12 protein-coding genes are annotated in these 16,230 nt (G+C 71.2%); 4 read left to right on the top strand and 8 right to left on the bottom strand.

Annotation, left to right across the window (positions count from 1 at the left end):
• Positions 1–79: 79 nt before the first annotated feature.
• The 6 genes from O7620_RS13435 to O7620_RS13410 all read right to left on the bottom strand — a co-directional run bounded on the left by O7620_RS13435 (position 80) and on the right by O7620_RS13410 (position 7,002).
• The gene (locus tag O7620_RS13435; RefSeq protein ID WP_278123268.1) at positions 80–1,108 is read right to left on the bottom strand and encodes a serine hydrolase; all 1,029 of its coding nucleotides are present in this window, start codon (positions 1,106–1,108) and stop codon (positions 80–82) included.
• Between the two features lie 117 nt (positions 1,109–1,225).
• Positions 1,226–2,155 carry an SDR family NAD(P)-dependent oxidoreductase gene (locus O7620_RS13430; protein ID WP_278123267.1) on the bottom strand — a complete coding sequence of 310 codons (930 nt, stop codon included), beginning with the start codon at positions 2,153–2,155 and terminating at the stop codon, positions 1,226–1,228.
• Entirely contained in the window at positions 2,152–3,336 is a 1,185-nt protein-coding gene (locus O7620_RS13425) for a zinc-dependent alcohol dehydrogenase (RefSeq protein WP_278123266.1), read from the bottom strand. Before O7620_RS13425 ends, O7620_RS13430 begins: the two co-directional genes overlap by 4 nt.
• A 237-nt stretch (positions 3,337–3,573) precedes the next feature.
• Positions 3,574–4,335 carry a succinate dehydrogenase/fumarate reductase iron-sulfur subunit gene (locus tag O7620_RS13420; RefSeq protein ID WP_151490433.1) on the bottom strand — a complete coding sequence of 254 codons (762 nt, stop codon included), beginning with the start codon at positions 4,333–4,335 and terminating at the stop codon, positions 3,574–3,576.
• Positions 4,332–6,269 (bottom strand): fumarate reductase/succinate dehydrogenase flavoprotein subunit, encoded by a 1,938-nt coding sequence (locus tag O7620_RS13415; protein WP_151490434.1) that lies wholly within the window; start codon positions 6,267–6,269, stop codon positions 4,332–4,334. Before O7620_RS13415 ends, O7620_RS13420 begins: the two co-directional genes overlap by 4 nt.
• Position 6,270: 1 nt before the next feature.
• Entirely contained in the window at positions 6,271–7,002 is a 732-nt protein-coding gene (locus tag O7620_RS13410; RefSeq protein WP_192580297.1) for a succinate dehydrogenase cytochrome b subunit, read from the bottom strand.
• 35 nt (positions 7,003–7,037) lie between these two features.
• Here O7620_RS13410 and O7620_RS13405 point away from each other — a divergent pair, with 35 nt between their 5' ends.
• Together O7620_RS13405 and rfbB are read left to right on the top strand one after the other, a co-directional pair.
• Positions 7,038–7,967 (top strand): LysR family transcriptional regulator, encoded by a 930-nt coding sequence (locus tag O7620_RS13405; RefSeq protein WP_278123265.1) that lies wholly within the window; start codon positions 7,038–7,040, stop codon positions 7,965–7,967.
• Between the two features lie 166 nt (positions 7,968–8,133).
• Positions 8,134–9,174: a dTDP-glucose 4,6-dehydratase gene (gene rfbB / locus O7620_RS13400; protein ID WP_278123264.1), complete on the top strand. Its 1,041-nt coding sequence runs from the start codon at positions 8,134–8,136 to the stop codon at positions 9,172–9,174.
• Between the two features lie 31 nt (positions 9,175–9,205).
• Here rfbB and hrpA read toward each other — a convergent pair whose 3' ends face one another.
• The gene (gene hrpA / locus O7620_RS13395; RefSeq protein ID WP_278123263.1) at positions 9,206–13,276 is read right to left on the bottom strand and encodes an ATP-dependent RNA helicase HrpA; all 4,071 of its coding nucleotides are present in this window, start codon (positions 13,274–13,276) and stop codon (positions 9,206–9,208) included.
• 118 nt (positions 13,277–13,394) lie between these two features.
• Between hrpA and O7620_RS13390 the strand changes: the two genes are divergently transcribed.
• The gene (locus tag O7620_RS13390) at positions 13,395–13,763 is read left to right on the top strand and encodes a cytidine deaminase (RefSeq protein ID WP_278123262.1); all 369 of its coding nucleotides are present in this window, start codon (positions 13,395–13,397) and stop codon (positions 13,761–13,763) included.
• A 5-nt stretch (positions 13,764–13,768) separates the two neighbouring features.
• Here O7620_RS13390 and O7620_RS13385 read toward each other — a convergent pair whose 3' ends face one another.
• The gene (locus tag O7620_RS13385) at positions 13,769–14,128 is read right to left on the bottom strand and encodes a YciI family protein (protein WP_278123261.1); all 360 of its coding nucleotides are present in this window, start codon (positions 14,126–14,128) and stop codon (positions 13,769–13,771) included.
• Between the two features lie 121 nt (positions 14,129–14,249).
• Here O7620_RS13385 and O7620_RS13380 point away from each other — a divergent pair, with 121 nt between their 5' ends.
• Complete coding sequence (locus O7620_RS13380) at positions 14,250–16,193, top strand: multicopper oxidase domain-containing protein (protein WP_278123260.1); 1,944 nt, start codon at positions 14,250–14,252, stop codon at positions 16,191–16,193.
• Positions 16,194–16,230 lie beyond the last annotated feature (37 nt).

The following is a 16,230-nucleotide window of genomic DNA, read 5'->3' as shown; positions in this document are numbered from 1 at the left end:
TCACCCGGACGAGCCCGTGCCCCGGCGGTCGCCACGCCGGGTCGGTCGCCGGCAGTGGCGACCGACCCGGCGGCGGCGTCTAGCCGCCGTTACTGGGGCGTGGGGCGGTGATCCGGACCGTCTTGCCGGTGCCCACGAGCCGGTCCACCGCGGCCAGGAACGTGCGGCCCATGCCCGCGCGGGCCTGCACCGCCGGGTGGGTGGCGCCGAAGTTGTCCGGGTCAGCCTGCCCGTCGGCGAAGAGCGCGTAGGTGAGCACCGCCGCGCCGGACCGGTCGAAGATCACGCCGGCCTCGTGCCGGGCGTCGGCGAACCAGCCGGCCTTGGTGGCGATCCGGGCCCGCTCGTCGGAGGACATCGTGCGCCGGATGCCGTCGGTGAACGCCACCGGCGAGCGCAGCAGCCCGAGCAGGAACGTCGTCGAGGCAGGCGACAGCAGGGTCCCGGCGACCAGGGCGCGCAGCAGGTCGTGCGTCTCGCGCGGGGTGCTGGTGCCGAGGAAGAACCGGTTCGGGTTGGCGACCGGTTCGACCTGGGTGTTCGGGAAGCCCTTGGCGACCAGAATGGAGTTGATCTCGGCGGCCGGGGCGACCAGGCCGCACAGCCGCACCGCCGTGTTGTCCGAGACGGTCAGCAGGTTGGCCAGCACGTGCCCGATGGTCACCATGCTGGGGTACGCGCCGTCCAGGCTGAAGATGCCGTCGCCGCCCGGCACGACGATCGCGGCGGTCACCTCCACCCGCTGGTCCAGGGTGAGCAGCCCCCGGTCGATTTTGTCGAGCACCGCCGTGGCGACGGCGATCTTGTTGACGCTGTACGCCTCGATCCGTCGGTCCGCGTCGGCCGCCACCGCGACGACCGGCGCTCCGGCCGGGTCGGCGACGCTGACGTACGCCTGCCAGTTGCCGCCGGCCGCGGTGCGGTACCGGGTGTAGGCGGCCGCAACCTGGTCGCTGGGTGTCGCCGGAGTGCTGGGGAAGGCGCCGGAAATCGGGCGGGCGCCGGGGCGCTCGGCGGCGCTGGCCGGCGTGGCGGCGCCGAGCACCGTACCGGTGGCGGCCACTGTGCCCAGTCCGAGTGCCGTCCTGCGGTTCAGTCGGATGGTCAATCGTCTCTCCCGTCGGGGGGCGCCGGAGCGCTTGCCGGCCCACCACCCTAGGCGGGTTGATCGACGCATGACGCCCTCCCGAACAGTCCCGAACAGTCCCGAACAAGCCCGAACAGGTCAGCCGAGCCGTCGGCGCAGTGCGGCCCCGACCGCACCGACCGGTCCGGACACGAGTTGCCGCAGGTCGGGCAGGTGACCACCGCCCACCGACTCGCCGGCCGGGTTCGGCGCGAAGACGCTGCCGTCGTGTGCGGCCACCGACCGTCCACTCAGGCCCGCCAACCGCATCAGTGGCCCGACGAGGACGTCGTAGATGCCCGGCAGCACTGTGAAGCCGGCCCGCAGCACCACGTTCAGCCGGCCCACCGACACCTCGCGGCGGGGCCGGTCTGCGCAGTCGACGATGGCCCGCGCCACCCGCTGCGCACCCGCGACCGGCGGCGGGGGCCGGCCGACCCGGCCCAGATAGTTCGCCGCCTGCTGATAGACCGGCGTGTCCACGCTGCCCGGATTGACCAGGCAGAGCCGGATCCGTGGACTGTCGCGCAGCTCCTGTTGCACCGTCCGGGCCAGCCCCTGCAGGCCCCACTTGCTGACCACGTACGCGCTCATGTACGGCGCGGTGACGTGCCCCAACACCGAGCCGGTGAGGATCAGCGTGCCGGCGCCGGTGGCCCGGAAGTGCCGCAGCGCCACCCGCACCGCGCCGGCGGCGGCCAGCAGATCGGTCCGTACCACCTGGTCGAAGACCCGTTCCGGCAGCTCGTCGAAGCGGCCGTAGGCCATCACCGCCGCCGTGTGCACCCAGACGTCGATGCGGCCGAACCGTGCGATCGCCGCCTCGGCGAGCGCCTCCAGCGCGCCCGGCTCGGTGACGTCGGTGGGCACGGTCAGAACGTCGGCGTCGGCGCACTCCGCGCGTACCTCCGCGAGGGTCCGTGGTGCGCGGGCGGCGAGGACCAGGCGGTCGCCGCGCTCGGCGAACGCCCGGGCCGTCGCCCGACCGATCCCGCTGGTCGCGCCCGCGATCACCACGACCCGACTCACGGCGCGAGCACGACCTTGATGCAGCCGTCCTCCTTCTTCTGGAACATCTCGTACGCCTCCGGCGCCCGCGCCAGCGGCACCCGGTGGGTGCGCAGATCCTCGACGCCCAGCGGATCGTCGTCGCCGGAGAGCAGCGGCAGGATCTCGTCGGTCCACCGGCGCACGTGGCACTGCCCCATCCGCAGCTGGATGCCCCGGTCGAACATCTCCATCAGCGGCATCGGATCCACCTCACCGCCGTAGACGCCGGAGATCGACACGGTGCCGCCGCGGCGAACCGCCTTGACGGCGGCGTGCAGAACGGACAGCCGGTCCATGCCGGCCTTGTCGGTCATCACCGCGGCAAGCTTGTCCGGCAGCAGCCCGACGGCCGCGTGGGCCAGCTTGCCACCGGGCGAACCGTGCGCCTCCATACCGACGGCATCGATCACCGCGTCCGGGCCGCGCCCGTCGACCAGGTCGATCAACGCGCCCGGCAGATCGGTCAGCTCGCGGACATCGAGCACCTCGATGCCGTGCCGACGCGCCAGCTCCAGCCGCTCCGGCACCAGGTCCAACCCGATCACCCGACCCGCGCCGAGGTGGCGGCCGATACGGGCGCAGAACTGGCCGACCGGACCCAACCCGAACACGGCCAGGGTGCCGCCGGGCGGGGTGTCCGCGTACTTCACCGCCTGCCACGCCGTCGGCAGGATGTCGGACAGGTAGAGGTAGCGCTCGTCGGCACCGGTCTGCGGAATGGTGATCGGTCCGAAGTGAGCCTGTGGGACGCGCAGGTACTCGGCCTGCCCGCCCGGCACCGAACCGTACAACGAGGTGTAGCCGAACAGCGCCGCACCCTTGCCCTCGCCGGCGACCTGGGTGGTCTCGCACTGGGCGTACCGCTGACGCTCACACATCCAGCAGCTGCCGCAGGAGATGTTGAACGGCACCACCACCCGGTCCCCCGGCTTGAGCCGGGTCACCCCCGGCCCGACCTCCTCGACGATGCCCATCGGCTCGTGGCCGAGAACGTCGCCCGGCTTCAGATACGGTCCCAGCACCTCGTACAGGTGCAGGTCCGAGCCACAGATCGCCGTCGACGTGATCTTCACGATCGCGTCGGTCGGTTCCTCGATGCGGGGATCCGGCACCTCCTCGACCCGTACGTCCCGCTTGCCCTGCCAGGTCAACGCCTTCATGTCTGGTATGCCTCCCTCGGTCGCTGCCTGACTGCTACCCGGGGGAAGGGAGTTGAACCGGCCACACCGCACGGGTGTGTCGCTCGGGTCGGTGGGCTGGCCGGAGTCTTCGCCGGTGGTCGCGGTCGGGCCGGTGGTCGCCCCAGCCCTCCAACCGCAACCACCTACATGGCCACCGCGACCAAACGCCAGACCGCCGCAACCCCAACAGGGGTGCGGCGGTCACGGCGGAGGAACTCAGGAGCCGGGCGTGTCGCCGCGGACGGCCGTCGCCTTGAGGTAGTCGCGGTTGAGCCGTCCGATGGTGTTCAGCGGGATGCCCTTCGGGCAGGCCACCGTGCACTCGCCGGCGTTGGTGCAGCCGCCGAAGCCGGCCTCGTCGTGCGCGTCGACCATGCCGATCACCCGGGTGTAGCGCTCCGGCTGGCCCTGCGGCAGCAGCGAGAGCTGGGTGAGCTTGGCGGCGGTGAAGAGCATGCCGGAGCCGTTCGGGCAGGCTGCCACGCAGGCGCCGCAGCCGATGCAGGCGGCCGATTCGAAGGCGGCGTCCGCGTTGGCCTTGGCGACCGGGGTGGAGTGCGCCTCGGGCGCGCTGCCGGTGGGGGCGGTGATGTAGCCACCAGCAGCGATGATCTTGTCGAAGGCGTTCCGGTTGACCACCAGGTCCTTGACGACCGGGAAGGCGCTGGCCCGCCACGGCTCGATGTCGATGGTCTCGCCGTCGGAGAACTGCCGCATGTGCAGCTGGCACGCCGTGGTGCCGCGCTGCGGCCCGTGCGCGTCCCCGTTGATCATCAGACCGCACATGCCGCAGATGCCCTCGCGGCAGTCGTGGTCGAACGCCACCGGGTCCTCGCCGGCGAGGATCAGCCGCTCGTTGAGCACGTCGAGCATCTCCAGAAACGACATGTCCGGGGACACGTCGTCGACCGGGTAGGTCACCATCCGACCCTTGTCCTCAGGGCCCTTCTGGCGCCAGATGCGCAGGGTCAGGTTCACTTGTAGCTCCGCTGCGTGGGGTGGACGTATTCGAACTTCAGGTCTTCCTTGTGCAGCACCGCGGGCTCACCGGTGGCGGTGAACTCCCAGGCCGCGACGTACGCGAACCGGTCGTCGTCGCGCTGCGCCTCACCGTCGGGGGTCTGGTGTTCGGCCCGGAAGTGGCCGCCGCAGGACTCCTCGCGGTGCAGGGCGTCGATGCACATCAGCTCGGCCAGCTCGAAGAAGTCGGCCACCCGGCCGGCCTTCTCCAGCGACTGGTTCAGCTCCTCGCCGGTGCCGGACACCTTGACCCGCTGCCAGAACTGGTCGCGCAGGGCACGGATCTCGTCGATCGCCTTGCGCAGCCCGGCCTCGCTGCGCTCCATGCCGCAGTGCTCCCACATGATCTGGCCCAGCTCCCGGTGGAACGAGTCCACGGTCCGGTCGCCGTTGACCGCGAGCAGCCGCTGGATGCGGTCCTCGACGTCGGTACGCGCCTCGACGGCCGCCGGGTGGCTGGCGTCGACCTTGTCCAGCGGGCCGGAGGCCAGGTAGTTGGCGATGGTGGTGGGCAGCACGAAGTACCCGTCGGCCAGGCCCTGCATCAGCGCCGAGGCGCCGAGGCGGTTGGCGCCGTGGTCGGAGAAGTTCGCCTCGCCGATCACGAACAGGCCGGGGATGCTGGACTGGAGGTCGTAGTCGACCCAGAGGCCGCCCATCGTGTAGTGCACGGCGGGGTAGATCCGCATCGGCACCTCGTACGGGTCCTCGCCGGTGATCCGCTCGTACATCTCGAAGAGGTTGCCGTACTTGGCCTCGATGGCCTTGCGGCCCAGGCGGTCGATGGCGTCGGCGAAGTCGAGGTAGACGCCGAGCTTGGTCGGTCCGACGCCCCGGCCCTCGTCGCAGACGTTCTTCGCGGCGCGGGAGGCGATGTCGCGGGGGACCAGGTTGCCGAAGGAGGGGTAGATCCGCTCCAGGTAGTAGTCCCGCTCGTCCTCCGGAATGTCGCGCGGGTTGCGGTCGTCGCCCTTGGTTTTCGGCACCCAGACCCGGCCGTCGTTGCGCAGCGACTCGCTCATCAGGGTCAGCTTCGACTGGTGGTCGCCGGAGACCGGGATGCAGGTCGGGTGGATCTGCGTGTAGCACGGGTTGGCGAAGTACGCGCCCTTGCGGTGTGCCCGCCAGGTGGCGGTGACGTTGCAGCCCTTGGCGTTGGTGGAGAGGTAGAAGACGTTGCCGTAGCCGCCGGAGGCGAGCACGACGGCGTCGGCCATCTCGGTGCTGATCTCGCCGGTGACCAGGTCCCGGACGACGATGCCGCGGGCCTTGCCGTCGACGATGACCAGTTCCAGCATCTCGTGCCGGGCGTTCATCTCCACGGTGCCGAGGCCGATCTGCCGCTCCAGGGCCTGGTACGCGCCGAGCAGCAGCTGCTGGCCCGTCTGGCCCCGGGCGTAGAAGGTGCGCTGCACCTGGGCGCCACCGAAGGAGCGGGTGTCCAGCAGGCCGCCGTACTCGCGGGCGAACGGGACGCCCTGGGCGACGCACTGGTCGATGATGTTGACCGACACCTCGGCGAGCCGGTGCACGTTCGACTCCCGGGAGCGGAAGTCGCCGCCCTTGACGGTGTCGTAGAACAGCCGGTGCACCGAGTCGCCGTCGTTGCGGTAGTTCTTCGCGGCGTTGATGCCGCCCTGCGCCGCGATCGAGTGGGCCCGGCGCGGGCTGTCCTGGTAGCAGTAGGACTTGACGTGGTAGCCCTGCTCGGCCAGGGTCGCGGCGGCCGAGCCGCCGGCCAGGCCGGTGCCCACCACGATCACCGTCATCTTGCGGCGGTTGGCCGGGTTGACCAGCTTGGCCTCGAAGCGCCGGGTCTCCCAGCGCTTCTCGACCGGGCCGGCGGGAGCCTTGGTGTCGGCGATCGGGTCGCCCTCGGTGAAGAGTTCCATGTCAGGACACCAATCCGGTGAGAACGGCGAACGGGACCACCAGGTATCCGGCGCACAGCGCGACGGCGAGGATCAGCGCGGCGTTGCGTGCCCGGCGCTCACCCCGTGGCGTCTGCTGGCCGAGGCTGCGGAACGCGCTGAACGCGCCGTGGCGCAGGTGGAAACCCACCGCGACGATCGCCAGGGTGTAGAAGAGCGTGACGTACCAGCGCTCCGGCGCGAAGTCGGCGACGACGTTGCCGTACGGGTTGCTGGCGTCGCCGACCGGGTTGAGCGTGCCGGTGGTCAGGTCCAGGAGGTGGTAGATCACGAACAGCAGGATGATCACGCCACCCCAGCGCATGGTGCGGGCCGCGTAGCTGCCCCGGACCTTCTTGCGGTGGGCGTACTTGACCGGGCGGGCGGCGCGGGCGCGCAGGGCCAGCACGGTAGCGGCCCAGATGTGGGCGACGACGGCCACCACCAGCACGGTGCGCAGGATCCACAGGAACCAGACGCCGGGCAGCAGCGGCTTGCCGATCTCGCGCAGCCAGTGCGCGTAGTGGTCGAACGAGGTTTCCCCCGTGAACACCTTCAGGTTCCCGAGCATGTGGGCGATCAGGAACAGCACCAGCAGGATGCCCGTCACCGCCATGACGGCCTTGAGGCCGACGTTCGAGCGGATGGGCGACCGAGTTTTCGTGATTACCACGGGACCGACGCTAGGAGCACTTCGATCAGTCGTCCAATGCATCAAACTCGCAGTGTTGATAGCCATAAGCTATGTAGATGCAACTCCATCAGCTCCGCTACTTCGTCGCGGTGGCCGAAGTACGACATTTCACCCAAGCCGCCGACATCGTGGGCATCACGCAGCCCTCGCTCAGTAAGCAAATTCACGCTTTGGAGACCGACCTCGGCGCCCCGCTCTTCGAGCGGGTACGGGGCAACATCGCCCTCACCGCGGCCGGCGAGGTGCTGCTGCCGCTGGCCACCCGGATCCTCGCCGACGTGGAGACCGCGACCCGGGAGGTGCAGGAGTTGGTCGGGCTGCGCCGGGGACGCGTCCGGCTCGGCGCGACCCCCAGCCTGGCGACGTCGCTCGCCCCGCCGGTGCTGCGCCGCTTCCGCGACGCCCACCCGACCGTCGACCTCCGGGTCGAGGAGGGCGGCTCCCAGGACCTGGTCCGCGATCTGCTCCGCGGCGATCTCGACCTGGCCCTGATCATCATGCCCGCACAGGGTGCCGACCCAGGGCTGCGGGTCGATCCGATCCTGCGCGAGAGCCTGGTGGTGGCCTCGGTCGGGGAGGTGCCGACCGCCTCGGCGACCGGGGAGTTGCGCATCACCGACCTGCGCGACCAGCCGATGGTGATGTTCCGGGAGGGCTACGACCTGCGCGACGCCACCATCCAGGCGTGCCGTGAGGCGGGCTTCGAGCCGACCTTCGCGGTGGACGGCGGCGAGATGGACGCCGTGCTCAGCTTCGTCGAGGCCGGGCTGGGCATCGCGCTGGTGCCCGGCATCGTGCTGGCCCGGCGGCCCGGGGTCCGGATCACCCCGCTCGCTCCGCCCGGAGTGCGGCGGACCATCGCGGTGGCCCGTCGGCGCGACGTCGTACCGACCCATGCCGGTCGGGAGCTACGGCGGATCCTGCTCGACTACGTACAGGCCGCGATCGAGCACAACGACCTTCCTCCGGGTGTCGATCCTCGCTGAACGGGTCCGGTATTCGACCCGGTGGGTTAATTCATCCTTAAGGGCGCAATATTACCGACAGTGTCGATGGTGGTCACCTAAGGTGGGTTCTTGCACGGGGCAAAAGCCCCATTCATCTCAGCACAGCTCACCGGTGGGCGTCTTCTCGCCGGCAGGGAGGCCACACATGAGGATCCTGGTTACCGGCGGCGCTGGCTTCATCGGGTCGCATTTCGCGCGCAGCCTGCTTGGCGGACGCTACGTCGGGTTCGAGCACTGCGACGTCACGGTGATCGACAAGCTGACCTACGCCAGCGATCGGGCCAACCTGCCGGCCACGCACCCCCGTCTGACGTTCGTCCGGGGGGACATCTGCGACCGGCAGTTGCTCGCCGACCTGGTGCCGGGGCACGACGCGGTCGTGCACTTCGCCGCCGAGTCGCACGTGGACCGGTCCATCGACGACCCGGCGCCGTTCTTCGAGACCAACGTGATGGGCTCGCACCACCTGATGGCCGCGTGCGCGCGCAGCGGTGTCGGCCGGGTCGTGCACGTCTCCACCGACGAGGTGTACGGCTCGATCAGCGAGGGCTCCTGGAACGAGACCTGCGTGCTGGAACCCAACTCCCCGTACGCGGCCTCCAAGGCGGCCAGCGACCACGTGGTCCGCTCCTACTGGCGCACGTACGACGTGGACGTCTCCATCACCCGCTGCGCCAACAACTACGGGCCGTACCAGCACGTGGAGAAGGTCATCCCGCGTTTCGTCACCAGCCTGCTCACCGGGCAGGACATCACCCTGCACGGCGACGGCACCGCCGTGCGCGAGTGGCTGCACGTGGACGACCACTGCCGTGCCATCGCGCTGGTGCTGGCCAAGGGCCGCGCCGGCGAGGTCTACAACATCGGCGGCGACATCGAGCTGACCAACACCGCCCTCACCGAGCGGATCCTGCGGCTGGCCGGCGCCGGCTGGGACCGGGTCCGGCACGTGCCGGACCGCAAGGTGCAGGATCAGCGTTACTCGCTGGACTTTCGCAAAATCACCGATGAGCTGGGCTTCGAGCCGCAGATCAAGTTCGAGGACGGGCTGGCCGAGGTCTTCCACTGGTACCGGGAGAACCGCGCCTGGTGGGCGCCGACCACGGCGGAGCCCCGCGGCGCGACGTTGGTCAACTCAGTCCGCAACGTGCCGGCCGCCCGAACGCTGTCCGTCCAGGCACGCTGACCGCTGCGGCCGCTGACCCGGCAGGGCCGGATCAGCGGCCTTCGGCGTCGTCCATCGCGCGGTAGATCCGCTGCTCGGAGACGGGGTACGGGGTGCCCAGCGCCTGGGCGAACACGTTCACCCGCAACTCCTCGATCATCCAGCGGATCTGCCGGACGGCGGTCTCCTGACGGCGGGCCGGCGGCAGCGCGGCGAGCAGGTCCGCGTACTCCTTCTGCACCACCGCGACCCGGTCCTGCTGCTGGCGGTCCCGCTGCGGGTTGCCGCCCAGCCGGTCCAGCCGGCGCTCGATGGCGGTGAGGTAGCGCAGCAGGTCGGGCAGCCGCGCGTACCCGGTCTCGGTGATGAAACCGGCGTGCACCAGCCCGGCGAGCTGGTTGCGGATGTCGGCCAGCGCCGCCACCACGGCGAGGTTGCGGGTGGCGCCGAGCCGTTGCTCGACGGCGTACGCGGCGGCGAGGACCCGGCGCACCCGGTCCATCACCTCGACCACGGTGTCGACCAGGTCGGCGCGGACCTTCTCGCGCAGCGCCGCGAACCCCTCGGCGTCCCACGCCGGCCCGCCGGCGGCGTCGATCAGCCGGTCGATGGCCGCGCCCGCCGCGTCCTCGATCAGCTCCTGCACGCCGCCGTGCGGGTTGCGGCTCAACGCCAGCTTCGCCTCGTTGCTGAGCCGGCCCTGCAGGAACCGCGCCGGGGACGGCACGGTGAGCCGCAGCAGCCGGCGGGTGCCCGCCCAGTGCGCGGCGTCCGCCTCGGCAGGGGAGTCGAACACCTTCACCCCGACCGAGGCGCCCTCGTCGACCAGGGCCGGGTACGCGGTCACCGCGTAGCCGGCGCGGACCTGCTCGATCGTGCGCGGCAGCGTGCCGATGCTCCACTCGCGCAGCCCGGTACGGGCGACCTCCGGCGCGGCGGCCGCCACCACCTGGCGTACCTCCTGGCGGAGCTGACGTTGCAGGGCCGGCAGGTCCTTGCCCTCGGCGACCGGCTTCTCGTCGTCGCCGAGGACCCGGAAGGTGACCCGCAGGTGCGCGGGCAGCTTGGCCGGCTCCCAGGCGTCGCGGGGCACGGTGACCCCGGTCATCCGGCGCAGCTGCCGGGTGAGCGCGTCCAGCAGCGGCTCCTCGCCGGGGGTGATCGCCGCCAGGGCGGCCCGGGCGAAGTCCGGCACCGGCACGAAGTTGCGGCGGATCGGCTTGGGCAGCGACCGGATCAGCGCGATCACCGTCTCCTCGCGCAGCCCCGGCACCTGCCAGTCGAAGCTCTCCGCCGGCACCTGGTTGAGCAGCGGCAGCGGGATGTCCACGGTGACGCCGTCGGTCGGCGTCCCCGGCTCGAACCGGTAGGTCAGCGGCAGGCTCACCCCGTCGGCCTGCCACTCGTCGGGGTAGTCGTCCTCGTCCACCCCGGCCCGACCGTCGTTGACCAGCAGGTCGCGGGTGAAGGTGAGCAGGTCGGGCTGCTCCCGGCGGGTCTTCTTCCACCACGTGTCGAAGTGCCGACCGGAGACCACGTCGGCGGGGATCCGCTGGTCGTAGAAGCCGAAGATGGTCTCGTCGTCGACGAGGATGTCCCGGCGTCGGGCCCGGCTCTCCAGCTCCTCGATCTCGGCGAGCAGCCGCTTGTTGTCGGCCCAGAACTGGTGGTGGGTCTGCCAGTCGCCCTCGACGAGCGCGTGCCGGATGAACAGCTCCCGGCTCAGCGTCGGATCGATCCGCCCAAAGTTGACCTTGCGAGAGGTGACCAGCGGGACGCCGTACAGGGTGACCTTCTCGTAGGCCATCACCGCGGCCTGCTTCTTCTCCCAGTGCGGCTCGCTGTAGCTGCGCTTCACCAGGTGCTGCGCCAGCGGCTCGACCCACTCCGGCTCGACCCGGCCGGCGATGCGACCCCACAGCCGGGAGGTCTCCACCAGCTCGGCGGCCATCACCCAGCGCGGCGGCTTCTTGAACAGCGCCGAGCCGGGGAACAGCGCGAACTTCGCACCGCGAGCGCCCAGGTACTCGTGCTTCTGGGCGTCCTTCAGGCCGATGTGCGAGAGCAGGCCGGGCAGCAGCGACTGGTGCACCTTCGGGGTGTCGATCTCCTCCGGCAGGTCCGCGCCGCCGTGCCGGCCCGCACCCCGGCCGGCGTCCGCGTCACCGGCGGTGTCGCGCGCCGGCCGCCCGCCGCGCCGGTCACTCTCGGCGGGGGTACGCAGGACCTGCCGCAGCTGACTGACGATGTCCTGCCATTCGCGGATCCGCAGGTAGTTCAGGTACTCCGCCTTGCACATCCGGCGGAACGCGCTGGAGGACAGCGCCCGCTGCTGCTCGCGCAGGTAGCGCCACAGGTTGAGGAAGGCGACGAAGTCCGACTCCTTGTCGGCGAACCGGGCGTGCGCCTGGTCGGCCTGGGCCTGCTTTTCCGCCGGCCTTTCCCGGGGATCCTGGATGGAGAGCGCCGCGGCGATCACCAGCACCTCGGTGGCGCACCCGTTGCGCTCGCCCTCGACCACCATCCGGGCCAGTCGAGGGTCGACCGGCAGCTGGGCCAGTCGCCGGCCCAGCGTGGTGAGCCGCTTCGCCGGGTCGGCCTCGGTCGGGTCCAGGGCGCCCAGCTCGTGCAGCAGGTTGACGCCGTCGGTGATGTTGCGCCGGTCCGGCGGGTCGATGAAGGGGAACGCCGCGAGGTCGCCGAGCCCGATCGCGGTCATCTGGAGGATGACCGACGCCAGGTTGGTCCGCAGGATCTCCGGGTCGGTGAACTCGGGGCGGGACAGGAAGTCCTGCTCGTCGTAGAGGCGGATACAGATGCCGTCCGAGGTACGGCCGCAGCGGCCCTTGCGCTGGTTGGCCGACGCCTGGGAGATCGGCTCGATCGGCAGTCGCTGCACCTTCAGCCGGCTGGAGTAGCGGGAGATGCGGGCGGTGCCCGGGTCCACCACGTACGTGATGCCGGGCACGGTCAGCGACGTCTCCGCGACGTTGGTGGCGAGCACCACCCGGCGCGAGGTGTGCGCGGCGAAGACCCGGTGCTGCTCGGCGCTGGAGAGCCGGGCGTACAGCGGCAGGATCTCGGTGCCGAGCAGCGAGCGCTTCTTCTGCACCAGCTTGCCCAGGGCGTCGGCGGTGTCGCGGATCTCCCGTTCGCCGCTGAGGAAGACCAGGATGTCGCCGGGGCCCTCGGCGGCCAGCTCCTCGACGGCGTCGCCGATCGCCTGGATCTGGTCGCGGACGGTCTCCTCGTCGGCGTCGGCGTCCTCCTCGCCCTCGGCCAGCTCGACCAGTGGCCGGTAGCGCACCTCCACCGGGTAGGTGCGGCCGGACACCTCGACCACCGGCGCGGGCACGCCCTGCGGCTCGTCGGCGGTGGGTGGACCGGCGAAGTGCCGGGCGAACCGGTCGGTCTCGATGGTCGCCGACGTGATGATCACCTTGAGGTCGGGTCGCCGGGGCAGCAGCTCCCGCAGGTACCCGAGGATGAAGTCGATGTTGAGGCTGCGCTCGTGCGCCTCGTCGATGATCAACGTGTCGTACTGGCGCAGCATCCGGTCGGTCTGCAACTCGGCCAGCAGGATGCCGTCGGTCATCAGCTTCACCAGGCTGCGGTCGCTGACCTGGTCGGTGAAGCGCACCTTGTAGCCGACCACGTCCCCCAGCTCGGTGCCCAGCTCGTCGGCGATCCGGTCGGCCACCGTCCGCGCCGCGAGCCGCCGGGGCTGGGTGTGCCCGATCAGGCCGTGCACCCCACGCCCCAGCTCCAGGCAGATCTTGGGAAGCTGGGTGGTCTTGCCGGAGCCGGTCTCGCCGGCCACGATCACCACCTGGTGGTCACGGATGGCCGCGGCGATGTCGTCCTTGCGCTCACTGACCGGCAACCCCGCCGGGTACGTGATCACCGGCACCGCCGCCCGGCGGGCGGCCAACCGCTGCTCGGCACGAGTCAGTTCGGCGGTGATCTCGGTGAGCGCCGCCTCCCGGCGCTGCGGGTCACGCAGCTTGCGGGCACCGTCCAGGCGCCGCTGGAGCCGGCGCTGGTCGCGGAACATCAGAGGGGAGAGACGGCGGTGCAGCTCGCGTACCGGATCGGTCGCGGCGGAGGCGGCTGGATTCTGCATGTCGTGCCCAAGGATAGGCAGCCCGCCGTTGATCCGCCCCTGGGTTACCGCGCGTGGGTGCTTCGGCGCGCGGACGGCGGTCTACAGTTGCGGCCGACGTCGAGCGCTGGGGGCCGGGATGGAGCTGCGGGACACCGATCGGGCGCTGGTGCAGGCCGCCACGGCGGTCGCCAAACTACGGTGCCGCAGTCGCCACCACACCGGCGCGTCGGCCGCCCGTACCGCCGACGGGCGGGTGTTCTCCGGGGTCGACGTCCGGCACGACAGCGGGGACACCTGCGCGGAGTTGGTCGTTATCGGCACCGCCGCCACGCAGGGCGTGTCCGAGCTGGAGACCATCGTCTCGGTCACCGACCGGGGCCGGGCGGTCGTCAGCCCGTGCGACAGGTGCCGGCCAGTGCTGACGGCTTACTTCCCCGCGCTGCGGGTCATCGTGGGCGAGCCGGACGACCTGCGGGTACTGCCGCTCACGGACCTGCCCGGCTGAGCGGGTCAGTCGCCCGCCGCCGCCTCGACCATCGACACGGGGATCGGCACGCTCTCGAACCGCACGTTGCTCTCAGGCACCAGCCAACTCGCCACCCGCGCGATGAGCAGGCCGGCGCGAACGGCCGGGTCGTCGGCGTAGAGCCCGCGTACCTCGTCGGGGGCGATGGAGAAGACGACGATGCCCTGCATCCGGTCGTCGTCGGCGGCCAGGAGCGGTCCGGCCGCGAGGACCAGTCCCTGCTCCACGAGACCCCGCTGGTGGGCCAGGTGGGCGTCGCGTAGCCGGTCGATCGCCTCCGCTGGCAGGTCCGGCGGATCCGACGCTCGGATCAGGAGGACGACCGTGTGCTGGTCGAATCGCATGCCCCACACCCTATGGCGCTCGGTTTCCCTCTTACGGGTGTTATCCACCTTTCACCCCACTTGCTCCCGTCCGCGAAACTCATTCTCTAATCGAGGTCGGATGGCGAGTGGGAGGTGCGGCATGGTCAGCAGACGACAGGTGCTCGTGGCCGGTGCCGCGGGGGGAGCAGCCGTTCTGGTCCCGGCAGGCTCGACGGCCGCGGGCCGCGCGCTCGCCGCGTCCACGATGCTGCGCGCCGCCGACATCCCCAAGTACGTCGCGCCGCTGCCGATCCCCCCGGCCATGCCCCGGGTGGCGAACGATCCGGAGCGGGACACGTACGTCGTCGGGGTGCGGCAGTTCCGCCAGCAGATCCTGCCGCCGTCCTGGCCGCGTACGACGGTGTGGGGTTACGGCTCCAGCGCCCACCCCGGCAGCTTCGGCTACCCGGCACCCAGCATCGTCACGCGGGTGAACCGCCCGGTAAGGGTGACCTGGGTCAACGAACTCGTCGACGACCGGGGCGACTACCTGCCGCACCTGCTGCCCATCGACCCGACCCTGCACTGGGCCAACCCGGCCGGTGGCAGAGAGAACCGGGACGGGCACGGCCGCTCGGACGGCAGCCGGCGTGGCTACCGGGGACCGGTGCCACAGGTGGTCCACCTGCATGGCGGACACAGCACGCAGGAGAGCGACGGGCACGCCGAGGCGTGGTACCTGCCGGTGGCCCGCGACCTGCCGGCCGACTTCGCCGTGACCGGCAGCGCGTACGGCGAGTTCCGGTCCCGCTTCGCCGAGGGGTCCGGCCTGCGCTGGGCGCCGGGTTCGGCCACCTTCGAGTACGCCAACGACCAGCGGCCCTGCACCCTCTGGTACCACGACCACACGCTGGGTCTCACCCGGGAGAACGTCTACGCCGGGCCGGCCGGCTTCTATCTGCTCGGCGGCGACGACCTGCCCGACGGGGTGCTGCCCGGCCCGACGCCCGGCCACGACGATCCGCCGGACACCGACTACCACGACATCCCGCTGCTGATCCAGGACCGCAGTTTCGGCGCCGACGGCGAGTTGGTCTACCCCGGGGGTCACCACGACGGGTCGGCGTGGGTGTCAGCGTTCTCCGGCACCACCATGGTGGTCAACGGCCGTACCTGGCCCAGCCTGACGGTCCAGCGTCGGCGCTACCGGTTCCGGTTGCTCAACGGCTGTAACAGCCGCTTCCTGATGCTCAGCGTCGCCGCCCACGCCACCGCGCGGCCGGCCCGTCCGGTGCTGCCGATCTGGCAGATCGGCAGCGACAGCGGTTTCCTGCCCGAGCCGGTGTCGCACGACCGCGTCACCCTCGGCCCCGCCCAGCGGGCCGACGTGATCGTCGACTTCACCGGCGTACCCGCCGGCACCGAGCTGTTCCTCGTCAACGAGGGGCCCGAGTGGGCGTACCGTGGCGGCCGGCCCGGGGTCGACTTTCCGCCGTCCGACCCGCGGAGCACCGGGCAGGTGCTGCGGTTCGTGGTCGACGAGGCCACCGGCGCGGACCCGAGCGTGCCGCCGGAGCACCTGCAACTGCCGCCCCACCCCCGGCTCGGCGCCGCCGAGCGGGTCCGGCGGCTGTCGCTCAACGAGCGGATGTCCGGCGGGTCGATGGTGATGCTGCTCGGCACCCTCGACGAGCGCGGCCGGGGTCTGCCGATGCGCTGGAGCGACCCGGCGACCGAACAGCCCGTCGTCGGCGTGACCGAGGTGTGGGAGGTGCGCAACTTCACCCGCAACGTCCACCCCGTGCACCTGCACCAGGCCCAGTTCGAGCTGCTGGGCCGTGGGCGGTCGGGCCGGTCGGAGCCGCGACCGGGGGAGCGGGGATGGATGGACACCGTCCTCGCGTACCCGTGGGAGGTGACCCGGATCAAGGCCCGCTTCGACCTGCCGGGCCGATTCTCCTGGCACTGCCACCTCCTGGAGCACGAGGACAACGAGATGATGCGGCCCCTGATCGTGCTGCCGCGCGGTGCCGCGGCGGCCGGGGACGGCAGCTCGGCGGGCGTGCCGCCGGCCCCCGCGGCGGCATCGACCGACGCCAGTTAGGTCACTTTCCGCAGGTCGGCTAAGGTTAGGCGAACCT

The organism is Micromonospora sp. WMMD710 (assembly GCF_029626045.1).
In the GTDB taxonomy this organism is placed as follows: Bacteria; Actinomycetota; Actinomycetes; order Mycobacteriales; family Micromonosporaceae; genus Micromonospora.
The sequence above is the reverse complement of the archived record's forward strand: the minus strand, read 5'-3'. Positions and strand labels throughout refer to the sequence as shown.